Below are 17,333 nucleotides of genomic sequence, written 5' to 3'. Positions count from 1 at the left end.
CTAGCCCTCTGTCCGGTCGGCGGGATGCAGCAGCAACAGGACAGCGACAGCGGCAGCAAGCGCCGCGGCAACGGCCATGACATAGACGAAGGGATGCACCGGCAGCCCAAGGATCTGGGTCAGCATCCCGTCGCGCATCATGCTTCCCGCCTTCTTGAACAGTTGCCAGCAGATCGTGCCCATGAAAATCACCGCCGTAATGTCCGCCAGCGTCGACAGCACGCGGCGCCCCACGGGCGGCAAGGCCGCAGGCAGCAGGTCAACGCTGATATGGCCCCGCTCATACGTGGTGTAGGCCATGCCGAAGGTGATCGAGAGGCCGATGAACAGCTCGACCAGTTCCACGGCAAAAGGCAGCGGCGCGGACAGGAAATAGCGCCCCATTGCATCGAAGAACATCAGCGCGGTCGTGGCGATCAGCGCGGCACCAGCGGCCAGCGCCAGCCAGTAACTCAGGCGGCGGATCAGACGGTCCATCTTGGTCCTCGTTCAGGAAATGCGCCGGGCGGCACGGGGGCCGCCCGGCAAGGCGCAGGCGATCAGGCGCTTGCGTATTTCGCGATGGTCGCGCGCAGGTCGTCCAGCAAGGCGGCGCCGTCCTGCCCCTGCTCGTTCGCAAGCGCGATCCAGTCGTCGTTCATGAACGCCACGCGCTCGCGCCAGATGGCAAGCTGTTCGTCCGACAGGGTCGAGATCGTCGCGCCGTTGTCGATGGCGACCTGCTTGCCCGCCGCGTCGGCGTCGTCCCAGCCCTTGCCGAAGATCTTGGCCCCGGCGACACCGCCGAGGTCTTCGAGGACCTGCTTGTTCTCATCGGACAGCGCGTCGTACTTGGCGCGGTTCATGATGACGGCGAAGACGGTGGTATACAGCCCGCCCGGCACTTCAAGGTGGTGGTTCACCAACTCGCCCAGACGGAAACCCTTGATCGCTTCCCAAGGGAACATCGCACCGTCGGCGACACCCTTCTGGATCGCTTCGTAGGCCTGGTTCGCGGGCATCGCCACGGGCGCGCCTCCCAGCGCTTCGCACATCCGCACGCCGCCGCCGCCGACGCGCAGCTTGACGCCCGCCATGTCTTCGACGGTGTTGATCGGCATGGTCGAATGGATGTTGCCGGGGCCATGCACGAACATGGTCAGGACCTTCACGTCGCTGAACTCGGCGTCCAGACCGATGTTGCGGTCATACCAGTCATAGACCGCCTGGCTGCCGATCTCGGCATTGGGTGACAGGAACGGGTTTTCGACGCCGCGCGCGACCTCGAACGGGCCGGGCGTGTAGGCGGCGACGTGATAGGCAATGTCCGCCGCGCCGTCGCGCACCAGATCATACTGCGCGGGCGGGCCTGCGATCGGCGCTGGGTCGATGCTGAGCTTGATCGCGCCGCCCGAAGCCTCGTCCACCGCCGCGATCCATGTCGGCAGCGTGTTCGCGGTCATGTGATGGGTCGGCGGCACCCAGGTCGAGATGCGAAGGCTCGCGTTCTGGCCAAAGGCCGGCGAGATGCCGACAATGCCGACCGTTGCAGCGCCCGCAGCGCCGGTTTTCAGGAAATCCCTGCGTTTCATTCCCGTCTCCTCCCAAAGAACATTGTGCACGCCAGTTTGCGCGAATGACGTCTCGAATCCAGAGAAATCAGGGATAGGAGCGAAAATTAGTTTCCGAGGCGACAGTTTTCGCAAGGGTTCGTGCGCAGGCTGTCGCCGATGGCTTCACGGGGCGAAGGTGTGGGCAGACCTGCAAAGCAAGCCTGCCGTTTTCCTCGCAGCGGGTGTCTAGCCCTGCCGCTGTTCCTCGACCACGTCGCGCATCGCGTCGAGTGGAACGTAGCCGCGCAGCATCTGGTCGCCGAAGATGAAGCTGGGCGTGCCGTTGATCTGGAGCCGCTGCCCCAGAGCCCGGTTCTCGGCAATGATGCGCTCGACTTCCGGCGCGGCCATCCCGGCCATGATCGCGTCCGCGTCGAGGCCCTCGTCGGTGGCCAGCGCCACCAGCGACGCCTCGGAGATGTCGGCGCGCAGGGTCATCAGACGGTCGTGGATACGGCCATATGCCTCGTCGCCCGCGATCTGCTGCACCGACAGCGCAAAGCGCGACGCCAGCACCGACTGTTCGCCAAGGATCGGGAATTCCTTGACGATATAGCGGATGTTGCCGTCGCTTTCGATCAGCTCGGCGACCTCGGGATGCGCGCGTTTGCAGTAGCCGCAGCGGTAATCCATGAACTCGACGATGGTGATGTCGCCGTCGGGGTTGCCGCCGACCCAGCTGAAACCGTCGTCGAACAGATCGTCCGCGTTGGTGCGCACCAGCGCCACGTCGCCCTCTGCCTGCGCCTCGGCCTGGCGGGCTTCCAGCACGCCGATGGCCTCCATCAGCACCTCGGGGTTGTCCATGAGGTAATCGCGCACGGCCGCGCCAAAGGCGTCCCGCTCGGTGTCCGTCATCGCGTCGATGTCGAAAGCGGCGACCGGGGCCGCGACAAGGGCGGCAAGCGCGCCCGAAAGGATCAGTGTGCGGATCATGATGCTATCTCCCGATACCGGCCTGTTTCGCAGCGTTTAGCACATCGAGCGCGCGGTTCCATCCCGAAGACCCCTGCGGCAAAAGACCCTCGGCGCGCTGCGCATGGGTCGCCGCAGTATCCAGCCGCCCGGTCAGGGCATAGCGCTCTGCCGTGGCGACCGACGCCATGCCGTTGTTGCCTGCCTTGGCATAAGCGACTGCCAGATCGCGCAACATGCGCGGATCATAGGGATCGCGGGCGAACGAGGATTCCAGCGCCTGAAGCGCGGCGCGATCTGCGTCTCGGCTGCCGATGGCCAGATAGGCGCGCCCCAGCCCGGCAAGGATCTGCGGGTCGTTGCCGCCCAGCGCCACGGCCTGACGGTAGGCATTCACCGCCGCCCCGGTCTGGCGCGATTCGAGCAGGATCTGCCCCTGCAGGTCGCGCAGGAACGGATCGTTCGGACGGCGCGCGATCAGCTTGCCGATCTCGGCGATGGCGCGCTGCGGGTCGGGGGTGCGGTGATAGGCCACCGCACGCGCAAGGATCGCAAGATCGCTGTCATCGCCTCGGTCGATCCGGCGCAGCGTGTAGCCGGGGCTTTGCAGGAATGCGCCCAGCTTGGCCTTGGTGCGCCCGAACCAGTATTGCGCGTTGGGATCGTCCCGCGCCGTGCCGCCATAGGCCGCCGCAAAGCCATCGACGGCGCGCATCCGGTCGCGGGTCAGAGGGTGACTGCGCACATAGGGGTCCTGCCGTCCGACCGACAGCGCCTCTTGCCCGCGAAAGATGTCCAGAACATCGCTCATCGCGGTGACGTCAATGCCGCGATTGGCCATGTAGCGCATCGCCGCCTGATCGGCCGAGGCTTCTTCGGCGCGGGTGTGCGACAGGAACACGCGCGATGCGCTCGACGCGCTGCCAAGCGCGATGCCGCCCGCCGCGCTGGTGTTCCCAGCGGCTGCGGCGACGCCAGACAGGATCAGCCCGAACAGCGCGGTGTTGCGCGCGTTGCGCATGTTGGTGGCCCGTCGCGCGATATGGCCGTTGGCGATATGCGCGGCCTCATGCGCCAGCACCGCCTGCAACTCTTCGGCGCGGTTCATCCGCAGGATCAGGCCGGAGTGGATCAGGATGTGGCGGCTGTCGACGACAAAGGCGTTCAGCGTGGAATCCGCCACCACCAGCACCCGGACCTGCGCCGGGTTCAACCCCGCCGCCGTCAGGACGGGCGATGCGATCTGGCGCAGCGCGTATTCGATGTCGGCATCGCGGATCAGCGTTTGCGCCCGCGCCGGAAGCGCCAGAACGGTGATCGCCAGCAAGGCGGCGACAGCAACGCGGGCAACCCGGAGAGCGGCGCGCAACATTGACTTGGCCCTCCTTGGCAGGCACGGGAACGACGCGGAAAGCTTAGAGAGGGTTCCATGCGGGTTTCAAGGCGGAGCGAGGTCGATCCCTTCATCGTGATGGACGTGATGGAGGCCGCGCGCCGCGCCGAAGACGCGGGCCGCCACATCATCCACATGGAGGTCGGCCAGCCCGGCACCCCTGCCCCGGCGGGCGCCCGTGCCGCTCTGGCGACGGCGATGGAGACCGGCAGCCTGGGCTACACGGTCGCGCTCGGCCTGCCCGAACTGCGTGCCCGCATCGCGCGGCTTTACGGCGACTGGTACGGCGTCGATCTCGATCCGGCGCGGGTGATCGTCACGAGCGGATCGTCTGCGGGGTTCCTTCTGGCCTTCACCGCGCTCTTTGACACCGGCGACCGGGTGGGCATCGGCGCGCCGGGCTATCCGTCCTACCGGCAGATCCTCAAGGCGCTGGACCTTGCCCCGGTGATGATCGAGACCTCGCCGGACAACCGCTATCAGCCGGTGCCGTCCGACCTGCCGGAGGGTTTGGCGGGGCTCATGGTCGCCTCGCCCGCCAACCCGTCCGGCACGATGCTGGGCCGGGACGCGCTTGCGGCGCTGATCCATGCCGCACATGCGCAGGGCACCGCCTTTATCTCGGACGAGATTTATCACGGCATCGAATACGAGCATAAGGCCGTGACCGCGCTGCAGATCAGCGACGACGTCTATGTCATCAACTCGTTCTCCAAGTATTTCTCGATGACCGGCTGGCGGATCGGCTGGATGGTCGTGCCCGAGGATCATGTGCGGCGGATCGAGCGGATCGCGCAGAACATGTTCATCTGCCCGCCCCATGCCAGCCAGGTCGCCGCGCTGGCCGCGATGGACTGCGACGACGAATTGAAGGCCAACCTTGCCGTCTATGCCGAGAACCGCCGCCTGATGCTGGACGGTCTGCCCAAAGCGGGCTTCGACCGCATCGCGCCGCCCGACGGCGCCTTCTACGTCTACGCGGACGTGTCACACATGACGGACGACAGCCGCGCCTTCGCCGCCGCGATCCTGGACGGCGCAGGCGTTGCGGTGACGCCGGGACTGGATTTCGACCCGGACCGGGGCGCGGGCACGCTGCGGTTTTCCTATGCGCGCTCGACCGAGGATATTCGCGAAGGTCTGCGGCGGCTGGCCGATTTCATGGCCGCGCGGGGCTGACACCGGACATCGCTGTTGGCGGGCGGGCGCCCGCTGGGGTAGGATGCGCGCAATCAAAAGACCTCCCTCCCCTTGAGGCACGATGAGCAGAATTCTGACGATCCTCGCGGCGCTGATGCTGTCGCTGATGCCCGCGCTTGCGGCGGCGCAGGGGCTGACCGGCCTTGCGCGCGTCGATCCCTCGCGGTCCGGCGCCGAAGCGGTTGCGGATGGCCTCGGCATCGACCTTGCGCTTAGTCAGCCGGTGCCGTGGCGCGTGTTCACGCTGGATGCCCCCTTTCGCGCCGTTGTCGATTTCAGCGAGGTCGCGTGGGACGGCGTGGCGCCCGAAGCCTTCCGCGTGCCCGGCGTGCGCGACGTTGTGCTGGGTCGCTTCCGCCCCGGCTGGTCGCGCATGGTTCTGACACTGGACGGCCCGATGATTGTGGACACCGCCGAGATGCGCACAGGGCCCGGCGGCGCCGACCTGCGGCTGCGCCTGACCGCAGCCACGCCCGAGGCTTTCGCCGCCCGCTCGGGCGTGCCGGACAGCGCGGTGTTCGATCTGCCCGAGCCGGTGGCCGGGCTGCCCCCCGCCAAGCAGCGGCAGACCGGAGACCGCCCGCTCGTCATCGCGCTAGACCCCGGGCACGGCGGCATCGACCCCGGCGCAGAGGTGGACGGCGTGACCGAGGCGGTGCTGATGCTGCAATTCGCCCGCGAGCTTGAGGAAATCCTGGTCCGCGCGGGGATGGAGGTGGTGCTGACCCGCAGCGACGACAGTTTCGTGCCGCTGGAAGCGCGCCAGTCGCTGGCCCGCGCGGCGGGGGCGGACGTGTTCCTGTCGCTGCACGCCGATGCGCTGGCCGAGGGGCGCGCGTCGGGCGCGACGGTCTATACCCTGTCAGACACCGCAAGCGACGCTGCGTCCGAAATCCTCGCCGAGCGCCACGACCGCGCCGACCTGCTGGCCGGGATCGACCTGACGGATCAGGACGACGTGATCGCGGGCGTGCTGATGGACCTTGCCCGCACCGAGACGCACCCGCGTTCGGAACGGCTCGCCGAGGCGCTGGTGGCCGGTCTGCGCCAGAGCGTCGGGCGGCTGCACAAGCGCCCGCACCTGGAGGCGTCGTTTTCCGTGCTCAAGGCCCCCGACCTGCCCGCCGCTCTGATCGAGCTGGGCTTCATGTCGAACCCGCGCGATCTGGAGAACCTGCTGACGCCGCAATGGCGCAGGCTGGCCGCCGAAGGCATCCGCAATGCCCTGCGCGCCTGGGCTGCGGCGGATGCGGCAGAGGCCGCGCTTCTCAGGCAATAGCGGCGCGGCGGGCCAGCCAGATGGTGTGGCCGTTGCAGGCCGGATCTTCGGGCACGAAATCGACCACGTCGAACCCGGCGCCAGCCAGCGCGTCGCGGTAGGCCGCCGGCGAGAGGCTGGCATGATAGACCGGCGCGCCCGCGACATCGCCGATCGCCTCGCCCTCGGACGGGCCACTGGTGAACATCAGCGCCGCACCCGGCGCCGCGTGGCGCGCGAACACGTCGAACATGCCGCGCTGATCGTCGGCGGACAGGTGGAAAAAGCTGTTCCAGGCCAGGATGCCGTCGAACTGGCGCCCAAGATCGAGCCCGCGCATGTCGGCGTGGATCGCCTCGGCCCGGGGCAGCGCCGCACGAAACAGCGCGATCATCGCCTCTGACCCGTCCACCCCGGTCACCGCGACGCGGCGGTCGGCCAGATAGGCCGCGATCGGCACGCCCGGCCCGCAGCCGAGATCGAGCGCGCGGCGTCCCGGCATGTGCGCCAGCCAGCGGTCGAGCCAGCGCCGCTCGAACAGGGAGCGGTTGCGCAGGCGCCGGTAGTCGTCGGCGTGGCGGTCGTAGGTGGGCAGGATGGCGTCAGGTGTCATGCCCCCCGCGCTACGGCTGCACGCGCGCCTCCGCAACCCGCACGACAACGTGACGGCGCGATCGGCGCGAACCGGCCCAATCGGGCGTGCGCGCTTTTGACCGTGCGCCCCGCTTGGCCTATAAGCTGGGGTCTATCCAGACCGGGGCCAGCCGCATGATCCGTTTCGTTCTTTCCGTCCTTGGCGCGCTGTTCAGCATGGCGACCATCGGCCTTGTCGCTGCGGCGATCACCATTTCCGCGATCTTCTGGATGTATGGCCGCGATCTGCCCAACTATCAGCAGCTTGCGCAATACGCCCCGCCGACGATCAGCCGGATCTATTCCGGCGAGGGCCGCCTTGTCGACGAATTCGCCAAGGAGCGGCGGCTGTTCGCCCCGTCCGACGAGATTCCGGACCTGGTGAAGAACGCCTTCATCTCGGCCGAGGACAAGAATTTCTATCAACACAAAGGCTATGACCCGCGCGGCATGGTCGCCGCCGCCGTCGATGCCCTGCAGGGCGGACGGCTGCGCGGCGCCTCGACGATCACCCAGCAGGTGATGAAGAACTTTCTTCTGTCCTCGGACCGCTCGGCCGAGCGCAAGATCAAGGAACTGATCCTTGCCTCGCGGCTGGAGCAGACGCTGTCCAAGGACCGCATTCTGGAACTGTACCTGAACGAGATCTACCTCGGCCAGAACAGCTATGGCGTGGCCGCCGCTGCACAGACCTATTTCAACAAGATCCTCAGCGAATTGACCCCCGCAGAGGCCGCCTTCCTTGCCGCGCTGCCGCAAGCGCCGTCGTCGTATCACCCGGTGCGCGCCAAGGAGCGCGTGACCCAGCGCCGCGACTTCGTGCTCAAGGAAATGGCCGAGAACGGCTTTATCAGCCGCACCGACATGCAGCAGGCGCAGGAAACGCCGCTGATGACGGTGCAGAATGGCGATTACGCGCCGTTCCGCGACAGCCTTCCGCCGCGCGATTACTTCACCGATGAAATCCGCCGTCAACTGAGCCTCGACTTCGGCGAGGAACAGTTCTTCACCGGCGGCCTCAAGGTCCGCGCCACGGTGGACGCCGACCTGCAGGACAAGGCAGCCGAGGCGCTGGGGCGCGGGCTGGAAAGCTACGACCGCAATCTTGGTGTCTGGCGCGGTACCGGGGTGACGATCCCGCAGGATCGTCTTGGCTCCGAAGACGACTGGCGCACCGCGCTGGCCGAAGCCGAGGTGCCGCGCGACATCCATGTCGAACACAAGTGGCACCCGGCCGTCGTGCTGGAAGTCGGCGACACCCACGCCCGCATCGGCATCGAGGGGGTCGAGGACGACGACGACGGCCACTGGATCCCGCCCGAGGACGTGACCTGGGCGCGCAAGCTGGCCCCCGAGGGCGAGCGCAACCGCCAGGCCCGCACCGCAGGCGATCTGGTCGAGGTCGGCGACGTGGTGCTGGTGCGCCAGATCACCGACGACAGCGACGGCAGCTTCGTGCGCTGGTCGCTCCGGCAGGTTCCGACGATCCAGGGCGGGTTCATGGCGATGGACGTGCACACCGGCCGCGTGCTGGCGATGCAGGGCGGCTTTTCCTACCAGGATTCGGTGTTCAACCGCGCGACACAGGCGACGCGGCAGCCGGGTTCGTCGTTCAAGCCGTTCGTCTATGCCACGGCGCTCGATTCCGGCTTCTCGCCCGCGACCATCGTGATCGACGCCCCGATCGAGATCGAGACGGCGGAAGGCGTCTGGCGGCCGCAGAACGCCTCGAACCAGTTCTATGGCCCGACACCGCTGCGCACCGGGATCGAGCGGTCGCGGAACCTGATGACCGTGCGTCTGGCCAACGAGATCGGCATGGACCAGGTCGCGCGTTACGCCGAACGCTTCGGCGTCTACGAGGACCTCAAGCCGTTCCTTGCCAACGCGCTCGGCTCGCAGGAGACGACGCTGTTCAAGATGGTCGCCGCCTACGCGATGTTCGCCAATGGCGGCGAGCGGGTGGAACCCACGCTCGTCGACCGGGTGCAGGACCGCTATGGCAACACGATCTACCGCCACGACCAGCGCGAATGCCTCGATTGCCAGTATGCCTCGCTGGAGCCGGGCGTTCTGCCGCAGATTGCCTCCAACCGCGAGCGGGTCATGGACGCGATCACCGCCTACCAGCTGACCTCGATGATGCGCGGCGTGGTCGAGCGCGGCACGGCTGCGGGACGGGTGAACCTTGGCGTTCCGGTCGCGGGCAAGACAGGCACCACCAACGACGCCAAGGACGTGTGGTTCGTCGGCTTTACCTCGAACATCGTGGCGGGGTGCTACATGGGCTTTGACCAGCCGCGCAGCCTCGGTGGTGGCGCGTCGGGCGGCGGCATGTGTGCGCCGGTGTTCAACGAATTCATGAAGGCGGCGACCGAGGAATACGGCGGCGGCCCGTTCGAGGTTCCGCCCGGCGGGCATTTCATCAAGATCGACCGCACCACCGGCGCGCGCCTTCCGGCCGAGGCCAGCGGCCCCGGCGTCGTCGCCGAATACTTTCGCGACGGTGAAGACCCGCTGTTCGGTATCGCATTCGACGGCGGCTGGGCAATGGGATCGAACCTGCCCTTGTTCGGCAGCGGCGAGGACGCGAGCGAGACCGGCGAGACGGTCACCAACTCGGACGGCTCGACCACGGTCACGGTGCCGCGCAAGGCCGACTTCGGCACCCTGTCCTCGGGCGGGCTTTACTGACGGCGGCGCGGGCGGGGTCCAACGGCGCCCTGCCCCGCTTGCCGCCCGCGCGCCCTGTTGCTATCACCCCCTGACCTTCGCAACCGTTACGGATGACCCATGCGCGCCGAGACGCAGAACACTGTCGATGCCATCCGCAAATCCGTGGACCTTCTGGGTCAGCGGCTTGACTGGCAGACGGCCCCGCACCGGCTTGAGGAATTCAACGCGATGGCCGAGGATCCCAAGCTGTGGGACGACCCGGCCCGCGCGCAAAAGCTGATGCGCGACCGCCAGTCGCTTGTCGACGCGATGGAAACCTACACCGGCATCAAGCGCGATCTGAACGACAACATCGAGCTGATCGAGATGGGCGAAGCCGAGGGCGACGCCGATGTCGTGGCCGAGGCCGAGGCGGCGCTGAAGGCGCTGCAGACCAAGGCCGCCGCCAAGGAGCTGGAGGCGCTGCTGGACGGCGAGGCGGACGGCAACGACACCTTCCTCGAGATCAACGCGGGCGCGGGCGGCACCGAGGCTTGCGACTGGGCGAACATGCTGCAGCGCATGTATGTCCGCTGGGCCGAAAAGCGCGGCTACGAGGTGGAACTGCAATCCGAAGAAGCGGGCGCCGAGGCCGGGATCAAGTCGGTCGCCTACAAGATTTCCGGCCCCAACGCCTATGGCTGGCTGAAGTCGGAATCGGGCGTGCACCGGCTGGTGCGCATCTCGCCCTTCGGCAAGGGCACGCGGGAGACATCGTTCGCCAGCATCTGGGTCTATCCGGTGGTCGACGACAACATCGAGATCACGGTGAATCCCGCCGACATCCGGCTTGATACCTACCGCTCGTCCGGCGCGGGCGGGCAGCACGTCAACACGACCGACTCGGCGGTGCGGATCACCCACCTGCCGACCGGGATCGTGGTCACGTCCTCGGAAAAGTCGCAGCACCAGAACCGCGACATCGCGATGAAGGCGCTGAAATCGCGGCTTTACCAGATGGAGCTCGACAAGCGGAACGCCGCGATCAACGAGGCGCACGAATCCAAGGGGTCGGCGGGCTGGGGCAACCAGATCCGGTCTTACGTCCTGCAGCCCTACCAGATGGTGAAGGACCTGCGCACCGGGCACGAGACGTCGGACACCCAAGGCGTGCTTGACGGCGATCTGGATGCGTTCATGGCCGCGACGCTGGCGCAGCAGGTGTCTGGCAAAAGCCGCGCCGACGCCCACGCCGAGGACTAGGACAGACCGTTCGGCGGCAAATCCTCACCGAGGATTTGCGGACAGGCTTTCCCTGAAAGCCTGTCTACTCCGCCGGTTCCGCCTCGCGCGCGGCTTCTGCCGCATCGATCTCGGCGGCCTTTTTCTCGACCTGCTCGACGATGTGGTCGATCATCTGGTCGTTCGACATCCGGTGCGATTGCTTGCCCGCCAGATAGACCATCCCGGTGCCCGCGCCGCCGCCGGTAAAGCCGACATCGGTCATCAGCGCCTCGCCCGGTCCATTCACCACGCAACCGATGATCGACAGCGACATCGGCGTCTTGATGTGTTCCAGCCGCTGTTCCAGCGCCTCGACGGTCTTGATGACGTCAAAGCCCTGCCGCGCGCAGGACGGGCAGGAGATGATGTTGACGCCCCGGTGCCGCAGGCCGAGCGATTTGAGGATCTCGTAGCCGACCTTGACCTCTTCCACTGGGTCCGCCGACAGCGACACGCGCACCGTGTCGCCGATGCCCATCCACAGAAGGTTGCCAAGGCCGATGGCCGACTTGATCGTGCCCGATGTCAGCCCCCCGGCTTCGGTGATGCCAAGGTGGATCGGGGCATCCGTCGCATCCGCGATGCCCTGGTAGGCGGCAGCGGCCAGGAACACGTCCGACGCCTTCACGCTGATCTTGAACTCGTGGAAATCGTTGTCCTGCAGGATGCGGATGTGTTCGAGCCCGGATTCCACCATCGCCTCGGGGCATGGCTCGCCGTATTTTTCCAAGAGGTGCTTTTCGAGCGATCCGGCGTTCACGCCGATGCGGATCGAGCAGCCGTGATCCTTGGCAGCGCGGATCACCTCGCGCACGCGGTCCTTGGAGCCGATGTTGCCGGGGTTGATCCGCAGGCAGGCCGCGCCCGCCTCGGCCGCCTCGATGGCGCGCTTGTAGTGGAAATGGATGTCCGCGACGATCGGCACTGGGCTTTCGGCCACGATCTGCTTCAGCGCGCGGGTCGAGGATTCGTCAGGCGTCGAGACGCGCACGATATCCGCACCGGCATCCGCCGCCGCCTGGATCTGCGCCACGGTCGCCGCGACGTCCGAGGTGTCGGTGTTGGTCATCGTCTGCACGCTGATCGGGGCATCGCCCCCGACCGGCACCGAGCCGACCATGATCTGACGGCTCTTGCGGCGATAGATGTTGCGCCAGGGGCGGATCGAATTGAGGCTCATGGACTACCCTTTCGCGTCGCGGGGTCGCGGCTTGCCGACAGCATAACGGCGCGCCTGCGCCTTAGCTAGGCGCCGAGTGCTGCGATTGCGAGGGGACGTTCAGTCGCGCGCCGGGGTCTCGACGGCAAGGTTCAACTCGGCGACGACCTTTTGCAGATCCTCGTCCGACGACAGCGTGGCGACATCGTAGCTTTGCGCCAGCTTGTCCGCGACAAGAGCCAGATCAGACGTCACCGCGCCGCGCTCGCCCACCGGGCCATAGGTCTGGCCGTTGATGGCGAAGTACACAGCGCCGGATTCGCCAATCCGCAGGGTCGCAGGCTCGGCGGTCTGCGGCACGGCATAGGTGTCGCCCGCGTTCATGATCGATTCGAACAGGATCGTGCCATCGGCGCCGCTGACCCGAACCCAGGCGGGGCGCACGGCAACCATTGTCACGCCGGGCTTCGTCTCGGCCAGGACCTGCGGGCTGGAGGCGTCGGCGCCGCCAAGGGCCGCCGCAAGCGCGGTCTCGATACCGCGCGCCTCGTCGTCCACGACCACTGGGGTGTCGGCGCGGGCGACGGCCAGCGGGCGATCCACCGGCTGATCCGCCATCGTGCCAAGCGTCGAAGGGTCGAGCGAGGCAATCGGCGCGTCGCGCGCGGTCATCACCGGCACGTCCAGCGCCTCGGGGCGATACAGCCGCTCGACGACTTCGATGGACGGGGTCGGGCCGCCCGACGATTGCCGGTCCTCACCGAGGAACGCCAGCGCGTCACCTTCGGGCTGCAGCGTGTCGACCTCCGCCACGACGCCGGGCGCCTGATCGACGGGCGCGAACTCGACGCGCTGAATCTGGTTGAACACCGTGTAGCCGCCCCAGCCGATGAAGCTGATCAGCGCGACCAGCACCAGCGACGAGCCAAGCGCGCCGGGCTCGATGCGCGACAGGATCGCCTCGCTGCGCGGCGCGAAGGGCGTCTCTGGGTCGGCGAACGGATCGCGTGCGGTCTTGAGTTTCTGGCTGACCTGCGCCTTGCTGTTGCGCGCGGTGCCCGACGCTTCGGACGACATGCCGTGCACGGGCTGAAAGCCGGACTCGTTGCAGAATTGCTGGAAACACCAATCGGGATCAAGGTTCAGGTATCGCGCGTAAGAGCGGACGAAACCTGCAATGAATCCAGGGGTTTCAAAGGCGGAAGGGTCGGCATTCTCGATGGCGGCGATATAGGACGCCTTGATGCGCAACTCGCGCTGGACGTCCAGCAACGACTTGCCCATCGTGGCCCGTTCGCCACGCATGACATCCCCGATACGCATGTCGAAGTCGTCGAACCCTTTGGGTTCGTTACTTTCGACCGATACGGGTGGTTCTCTCCACCGTCCTAGCATCCCACCTGCCCCATCACGCCCGAGTCCTCAATAGACCGGCGATTCGACGTCGCCGTGCCGTATTAACAGGACGTTAGCATACGTCCATAGGCAATGCACCTGTGGATAAATCAGGCGCTCAGTTCGGCGCGATTCAGCGCACAATGGGCCCAGAGGGTGTCGAGAGCCTTCACAAGTGCATCCATTTCAAGCGGTCCGTGAACCGGCGACGGGGTGAAGCGCAGCCGTTCGGTGCCGCGTGGCACTGTGGGAAAGTTGATTGGCTGGACGTAGATGCCGTGGTCTTCCAGCAGCATGTCCGACAGTTTTTTCGTATGGACGGGGTCACCGACGATGACCGGGACGATGTGGCTGCCGTGGTCGATGATCGGCAGGCCCATGCCCTTGAGCCGGGTCTTGAGGATCTTCGCCTGGGTCTGGTGCCGCGCGCGCAGCGCGCCGTCCGTCTTGAGGTGCCGCACGCTGGCGGCAGCGCCAGCGGCTACCGCGGGCGGCAGCGAGGTGGTGAAGATGAAGCCTGGCGCATAGGATCGGATCGCATCGCACATCTTCCACGACGCGGCGATGTAGCCGCCCATCACGCCGTAGGCCTTGGCGAGCGTGCCGTTGATGATGTCGATGCGGTGCATCAGGCGGTCGCGTTCGGCGACCCCTGCCCCGCGCGGGCCATACATGCCGACCGCGTGCACCTCGTCGATGTAGGTCAGCGCGCCGAATTCGTCGGCCAGATCGCAGATCGCCTCGATCGGCCCGAAATCGCCATCCATCGAATAGACCGATTCGAAGGCGATCAGCTTGGGCGCGGCGGGATCGTCGGCGGCCAGCAGCTCGCGCAGGTGCGCGACATCGTTGTGGCGGAAGATGCGCTTGGCCCCGCCGTTGCGGCGCACGCCTTCGATCATCGAGGCATGGTTCAGCGCGTCGGAATAAATGATGAGGCCGGGAAAAAGCTTGGGCAGCGTGGACAGCGTCGCGTCGTTGGCGATGTAGGCCGAGGTGAACAGCAGAGCAGCCTCTTTGCCGTGCAGGTCGGCAAGCTCTGCCTCGAGCGCCTTGTGATACACGGTCGTGCCCGAGATGTTGCGCGTCCCGCCGGAACCGGCCCCGGTGGCGTCGATGGCCTCGTGCATCGCGTTGATGACGACGGGGTGTTGCCCCATGCCGAGATAATCGTTGCCGCACCACACCGTCACCGGGCGCTCGGACCCGTCGGGACGGCGCCATGTGGCATGGGGGAAATTGCCGCGGCTGCGTTCGATGTCGATGAAGGTCCTGTAGCGGCCCTCGTCGTGCAGACGCTGCAACGCGGCGTCGAGTTTCTCGGTATAGCTCACCGCAGGCTCCTCATTCCGTCGGTCCGGGTGTTGTAGCAGATAAACCCGGGCATGCTACCGACATATTCAATTTTCGATACCTTTTAAGGTATCAGGCAGACGCTAGACGTCGCGCTGCCCGCCCGACCTGATCTGGATCAATCGGCGACCACAACTTCGCAATCCGCCGCACCCTTGGCCGCTGCCGACCGGTTGCACAGGGCAATTGCACGCTCTGCCGCGCCCTCGCCCGTCTGGATCGCGAATTCGGCCGTCGCGCGCGAGGCCGCCATCGCTTTCGGTCCAGATCCGCGCCGATACACCGACAACGCATCCGATGCCGAGGAAGATAGGGACAACGCGCGCGGCTCCCACCCCTTGGGCAGGATTCGTGCCGCTATGACGCAGGGTGCCTGCCCGGATTTCCGCGCGCTTTCACACAGCGTCAGGGCAAAGCGGTCGGCGGCCTCGACCGAGTGGAATTCGCCGACAAGCTGGAACAGCCCGCTCAGCATCTCGCTGCCGCCGGTGGACGACGCGCGCAGGTCGAACAAGGTCGGCGAGACGGCGACCGACCCGTAATAGCGCAGCGACGCGCGGACCTGCGGATTGGTCACGACCGCGTCGATATAGGCATTCTGGTTCGCAGTCAGGCCCGATTGCGCATTCGTCGCCACGAAGGTCCGGTCGGGATTGAACGTCAACTGCCGGGCGGTGTTGCCATCGACCGGCTGGGCGGCGGCGGCGGCAGGCAAAAGGGCGGCAAGCGCAAGGGCAGCGAAACGCATCTGAGGGGGTCCTCCCTGACTCTGGTAAGGCGGACCCTAGCGCCTGGAAACGGTCTGTTCCACCCGTTCACTGGACAGTGATGATGCGGCTGATACGCTTGCCCGGAACATGCATCCAGACAGGCAGGAAAATCCATGGCGCTCGACCTCGTACTGACCCGCATCGACACGGACCTCGGCGGCGCCGTCGACAGGCTGATGGCGCTGTTGCGCATCCCCTCGATCTCGACCGATCCAGCTTTCAAGGGCGACTGTGACCGCGCCGCCGACTGGCTGGTCGCGGACCTCGAATCGCTGGGCGCGGCGGTGTCCAAGCGGCCGACGCAGGGGCATCCGATGGTCGTCGGCCAGATCGACGGCCCCGAAGGCGCGACTGGCCCGCACCTGCTGTTCTACGGTCACTACGACGTGCAGCCGGTCGATCCGCTGGAATTGTGGGACCGCGACCCGTTCGACCCCGAGGTGCAGGATACCCCAAAGGGCCAGGTGATCCGCGCGCGCGGCGCGTCAGACGACAAGGGCCAGCTGATGACCTTCGTCGAGGCTTGCCGTGCCTGGAAAGCGGAACACGGGTCGCTGCCCTGCAAGATCACCTTCTTCTTCGAGGGAGAAGAGGAATCAGGCTCGCCGTCGCTGGTGCCGTTCCTCAAGGAAAACGCAGACGAGTTGTCGGCCCCCGACATCGCGCTGATCTGTGACACCGGCCTGTTCGATGAAAGCACCCCCGCCGTGACCACCATGCTGCGCGGTCTTCTGGGCGAGGAAATCGTCATCACCGGCCCGTCCAAGGATCTGCATTCGGGCATGTACGGCGGCATCGCGATGAACCCGATCCGGGTGCTGGCCAGGATCATCGCCAGCCTGCACGACGCCACCGGCCGCGTCACCGTGCCCGGCTTCTATGACGGCGTGCCCGAGCTAACGGAGGAGCTGCGCGCGCAGTGGGACGCGCTTGGCTTCGACGAGGCGGGGTTCCTCGGCGAGGTCGGCCTGTCGAAACCGGCGGGCGAACAGGACCGCACAGGGCTCGAGATGATCTGGTCGCGGCCCACCTGCGAGATCAACGGCATCAAGGGCGGCTACGCGGGCGACGGGTTCAAGACGGTGCTGCCGTCGAAAGCCTCGGCCAAGATCAGCTTCCGGCTGGTCGGCACACAAGACCCCCACGCGATCCGCGAAAGTTTCCGCGCGATGGTGCAATCCATGATCCCCGAGGATTGCACGGTCGAGTTCCACGGCCACGGTGCATCAGCGGCCAGCGTCATGGCGACAGGCCACCCGGCGTTCGAACAGGCACGTCAGGCGCTGTCGGCGGAATGGCCGAACCCGGCGGCCTTCATCGGGTCGGGCGGGTCGATCCCGATCGCGGGATACTTCAAGTCGATCCTGGGGATGGATTCCATGCTGATCGGCTTTGGCCGCGACGATGACCAGATCCACAGCCCGAACGAGAAGTATGCGATGGACAGCTTCCACCGGGGCATTCGGTCCTGGGCGCGGGTGCTGGACGCCGTGTCCAAGGGCTGATGGGCGGGGGCGGGACACGTCCCGCCATGCCGATCCAAGCACCCGTAGGGCGGGATTTATCCCGCCTTTCCTGCCCGAACACCGCGCGGCGGGACAAGTCCCGCCCTACAGGCCCGCACTATCCGAAAGCATCCCAAGTGAAAGTGGCGCGGTTGACGGGGCTCGAACCCGCGACCCCCGGCGTGACAGGCCGGTACTCTAACCAACTGAGCTACAACCGC

The 17,333-nt window shown here is 66.6% G+C and carries 14 protein-coding genes and 1 tRNA gene; 5 read left to right on the top strand and 10 right to left on the bottom strand.

All coding sequences use genetic code 11. From position 1 onward, the window contains the following. From KTJ87_RS04750 to KTJ87_RS04735, 4 genes are all read right to left on the bottom strand, one after another. Complete coding sequence (locus tag KTJ87_RS04750) at positions 1-477, bottom strand: TRAP transporter small permease (RefSeq protein WP_267137953.1); 477 nt, start codon at positions 475-477, stop codon at positions 1-3. 62 nt (positions 478-539) lie between these two features. Beyond that, positions 540-1,571 (bottom strand): TRAP transporter substrate-binding protein, encoded by a 1,032-nt coding sequence (locus tag KTJ87_RS04745; protein ID WP_267137952.1) that lies wholly within the window; start codon positions 1,569-1,571, stop codon positions 540-542. Between the two features lie 207 nt (positions 1,572-1,778). Continuing rightward, positions 1,779-2,528, bottom strand: coding sequence for a DsbA family protein (locus KTJ87_RS04740; RefSeq protein ID WP_267137951.1), 750 nt, complete (start codon positions 2,526-2,528; stop codon positions 1,779-1,781). A gap of 4 nt (positions 2,529-2,532) precedes the next feature. Further along, positions 2,533-3,879: a M48 family metalloprotease gene (locus KTJ87_RS04735; RefSeq protein ID WP_267137950.1), complete on the bottom strand. Its 1,347-nt coding sequence runs from the start codon at positions 3,877-3,879 to the stop codon at positions 2,533-2,535. A gap of 57 nt (positions 3,880-3,936) precedes the next feature. On the opposite strand from KTJ87_RS04735, the gene KTJ87_RS04730 reads away from it, so the two are divergent. Together KTJ87_RS04730 and KTJ87_RS04725 are read left to right on the top strand one after the other, a co-directional pair. Then, positions 3,937-5,079, top strand: coding sequence for a pyridoxal phosphate-dependent aminotransferase (locus KTJ87_RS04730; protein WP_267137949.1), 1,143 nt, complete (start codon positions 3,937-3,939; stop codon positions 5,077-5,079). Between the two features lie 82 nt (positions 5,080-5,161). Beyond that, positions 5,162-6,379, top strand: coding sequence for an N-acetylmuramoyl-L-alanine amidase (locus KTJ87_RS04725; RefSeq protein WP_267137948.1), 1,218 nt, complete (start codon positions 5,162-5,164; stop codon positions 6,377-6,379). Here the strand turns inward: KTJ87_RS04725 and KTJ87_RS04720 are convergent. Next, on the bottom strand, positions 6,369-6,971 hold the full coding sequence (locus tag KTJ87_RS04720) for a class I SAM-dependent methyltransferase (RefSeq protein ID WP_267137947.1): 603 nt from the start codon (positions 6,969-6,971) through the stop codon (positions 6,369-6,371). The two genes, KTJ87_RS04725 and KTJ87_RS04720, sit on opposite strands and share 11 nt — an antisense overlap. A gap of 155 nt (positions 6,972-7,126) precedes the next feature. Between KTJ87_RS04720 and KTJ87_RS04715 the strand changes: the two genes are divergently transcribed. Both KTJ87_RS04715 and prfB read left to right on the top strand, forming a co-directional pair. Continuing rightward, entirely contained in the window at positions 7,127-9,685 is a 2,559-nt protein-coding gene (locus tag KTJ87_RS04715) for a penicillin-binding protein 1A (RefSeq protein WP_267137946.1), read from the top strand. A 99-nt stretch (positions 9,686-9,784) separates the two neighbouring features. Continuing rightward, positions 9,785-10,909: a peptide chain release factor 2 gene (gene prfB, locus KTJ87_RS04710; RefSeq protein ID WP_267137945.1), complete on the top strand. Its 1,125-nt coding sequence runs from the start codon at positions 9,785-9,787 to the stop codon at positions 10,907-10,909. Positions 10,910-10,973: 64 nt separating this feature from the next. Here prfB and ispG read toward each other — a convergent pair whose 3' ends face one another. The 4 genes from ispG to KTJ87_RS04690 form a co-directional block, all read right to left on the bottom strand. Next, a complete protein-coding gene (ispG, locus tag KTJ87_RS04705; protein ID WP_267137944.1) occupies positions 10,974-12,110 on the bottom strand; it encodes a flavodoxin-dependent (E)-4-hydroxy-3-methylbut-2-enyl-diphosphate synthase in 1,137 nt (378 codons plus the stop codon). A gap of 99 nt (positions 12,111-12,209) precedes the next feature. Continuing rightward, on the bottom strand, positions 12,210-13,394 hold the full coding sequence (locus tag KTJ87_RS04700; RefSeq protein ID WP_267137943.1) for a helix-turn-helix domain-containing protein: 1,185 nt from the start codon (positions 13,392-13,394) through the stop codon (positions 12,210-12,212). A 200-nt stretch (positions 13,395-13,594) separates the two neighbouring features. Then, complete coding sequence (gene hemA, locus KTJ87_RS04695; RefSeq protein ID WP_267137942.1) at positions 13,595-14,818, bottom strand: 5-aminolevulinate synthase; 1,224 nt, start codon at positions 14,816-14,818, stop codon at positions 13,595-13,597. Positions 14,819-14,955: 137 nt separating this feature from the next. Then, a complete protein-coding gene (locus KTJ87_RS04690; protein ID WP_267137941.1) occupies positions 14,956-15,585 on the bottom strand; it encodes a hypothetical protein in 630 nt (209 codons plus the stop codon). 135 nt (positions 15,586-15,720) lie between these two features. On the opposite strand from KTJ87_RS04690, the gene KTJ87_RS04685 reads away from it, so the two are divergent. Beyond that, positions 15,721-17,112 (top strand): M20/M25/M40 family metallo-hydrolase, encoded by a 1,392-nt coding sequence (locus KTJ87_RS04685; RefSeq protein WP_267137940.1) that lies wholly within the window; start codon positions 15,721-15,723, stop codon positions 17,110-17,112. A gap of 144 nt (positions 17,113-17,256) precedes the next feature. Here the strand turns inward: KTJ87_RS04685 and KTJ87_RS04680 are convergent. Beyond that, positions 17,257-17,333, bottom strand: a tRNA-Asp gene (locus KTJ87_RS04680).

Origin of the sequence: Anianabacter salinae (genome assembly GCF_019061145.1) — a bacterium.
Classification (GTDB): domain Bacteria; phylum Pseudomonadota; class Alphaproteobacteria; order Rhodobacterales; family Rhodobacteraceae; genus Anianibacter; species Anianibacter salinarum.
Note: the sequence above shows the minus strand (reverse complement) of the source record. Positions and strands in the feature narration are given on the sequence as shown.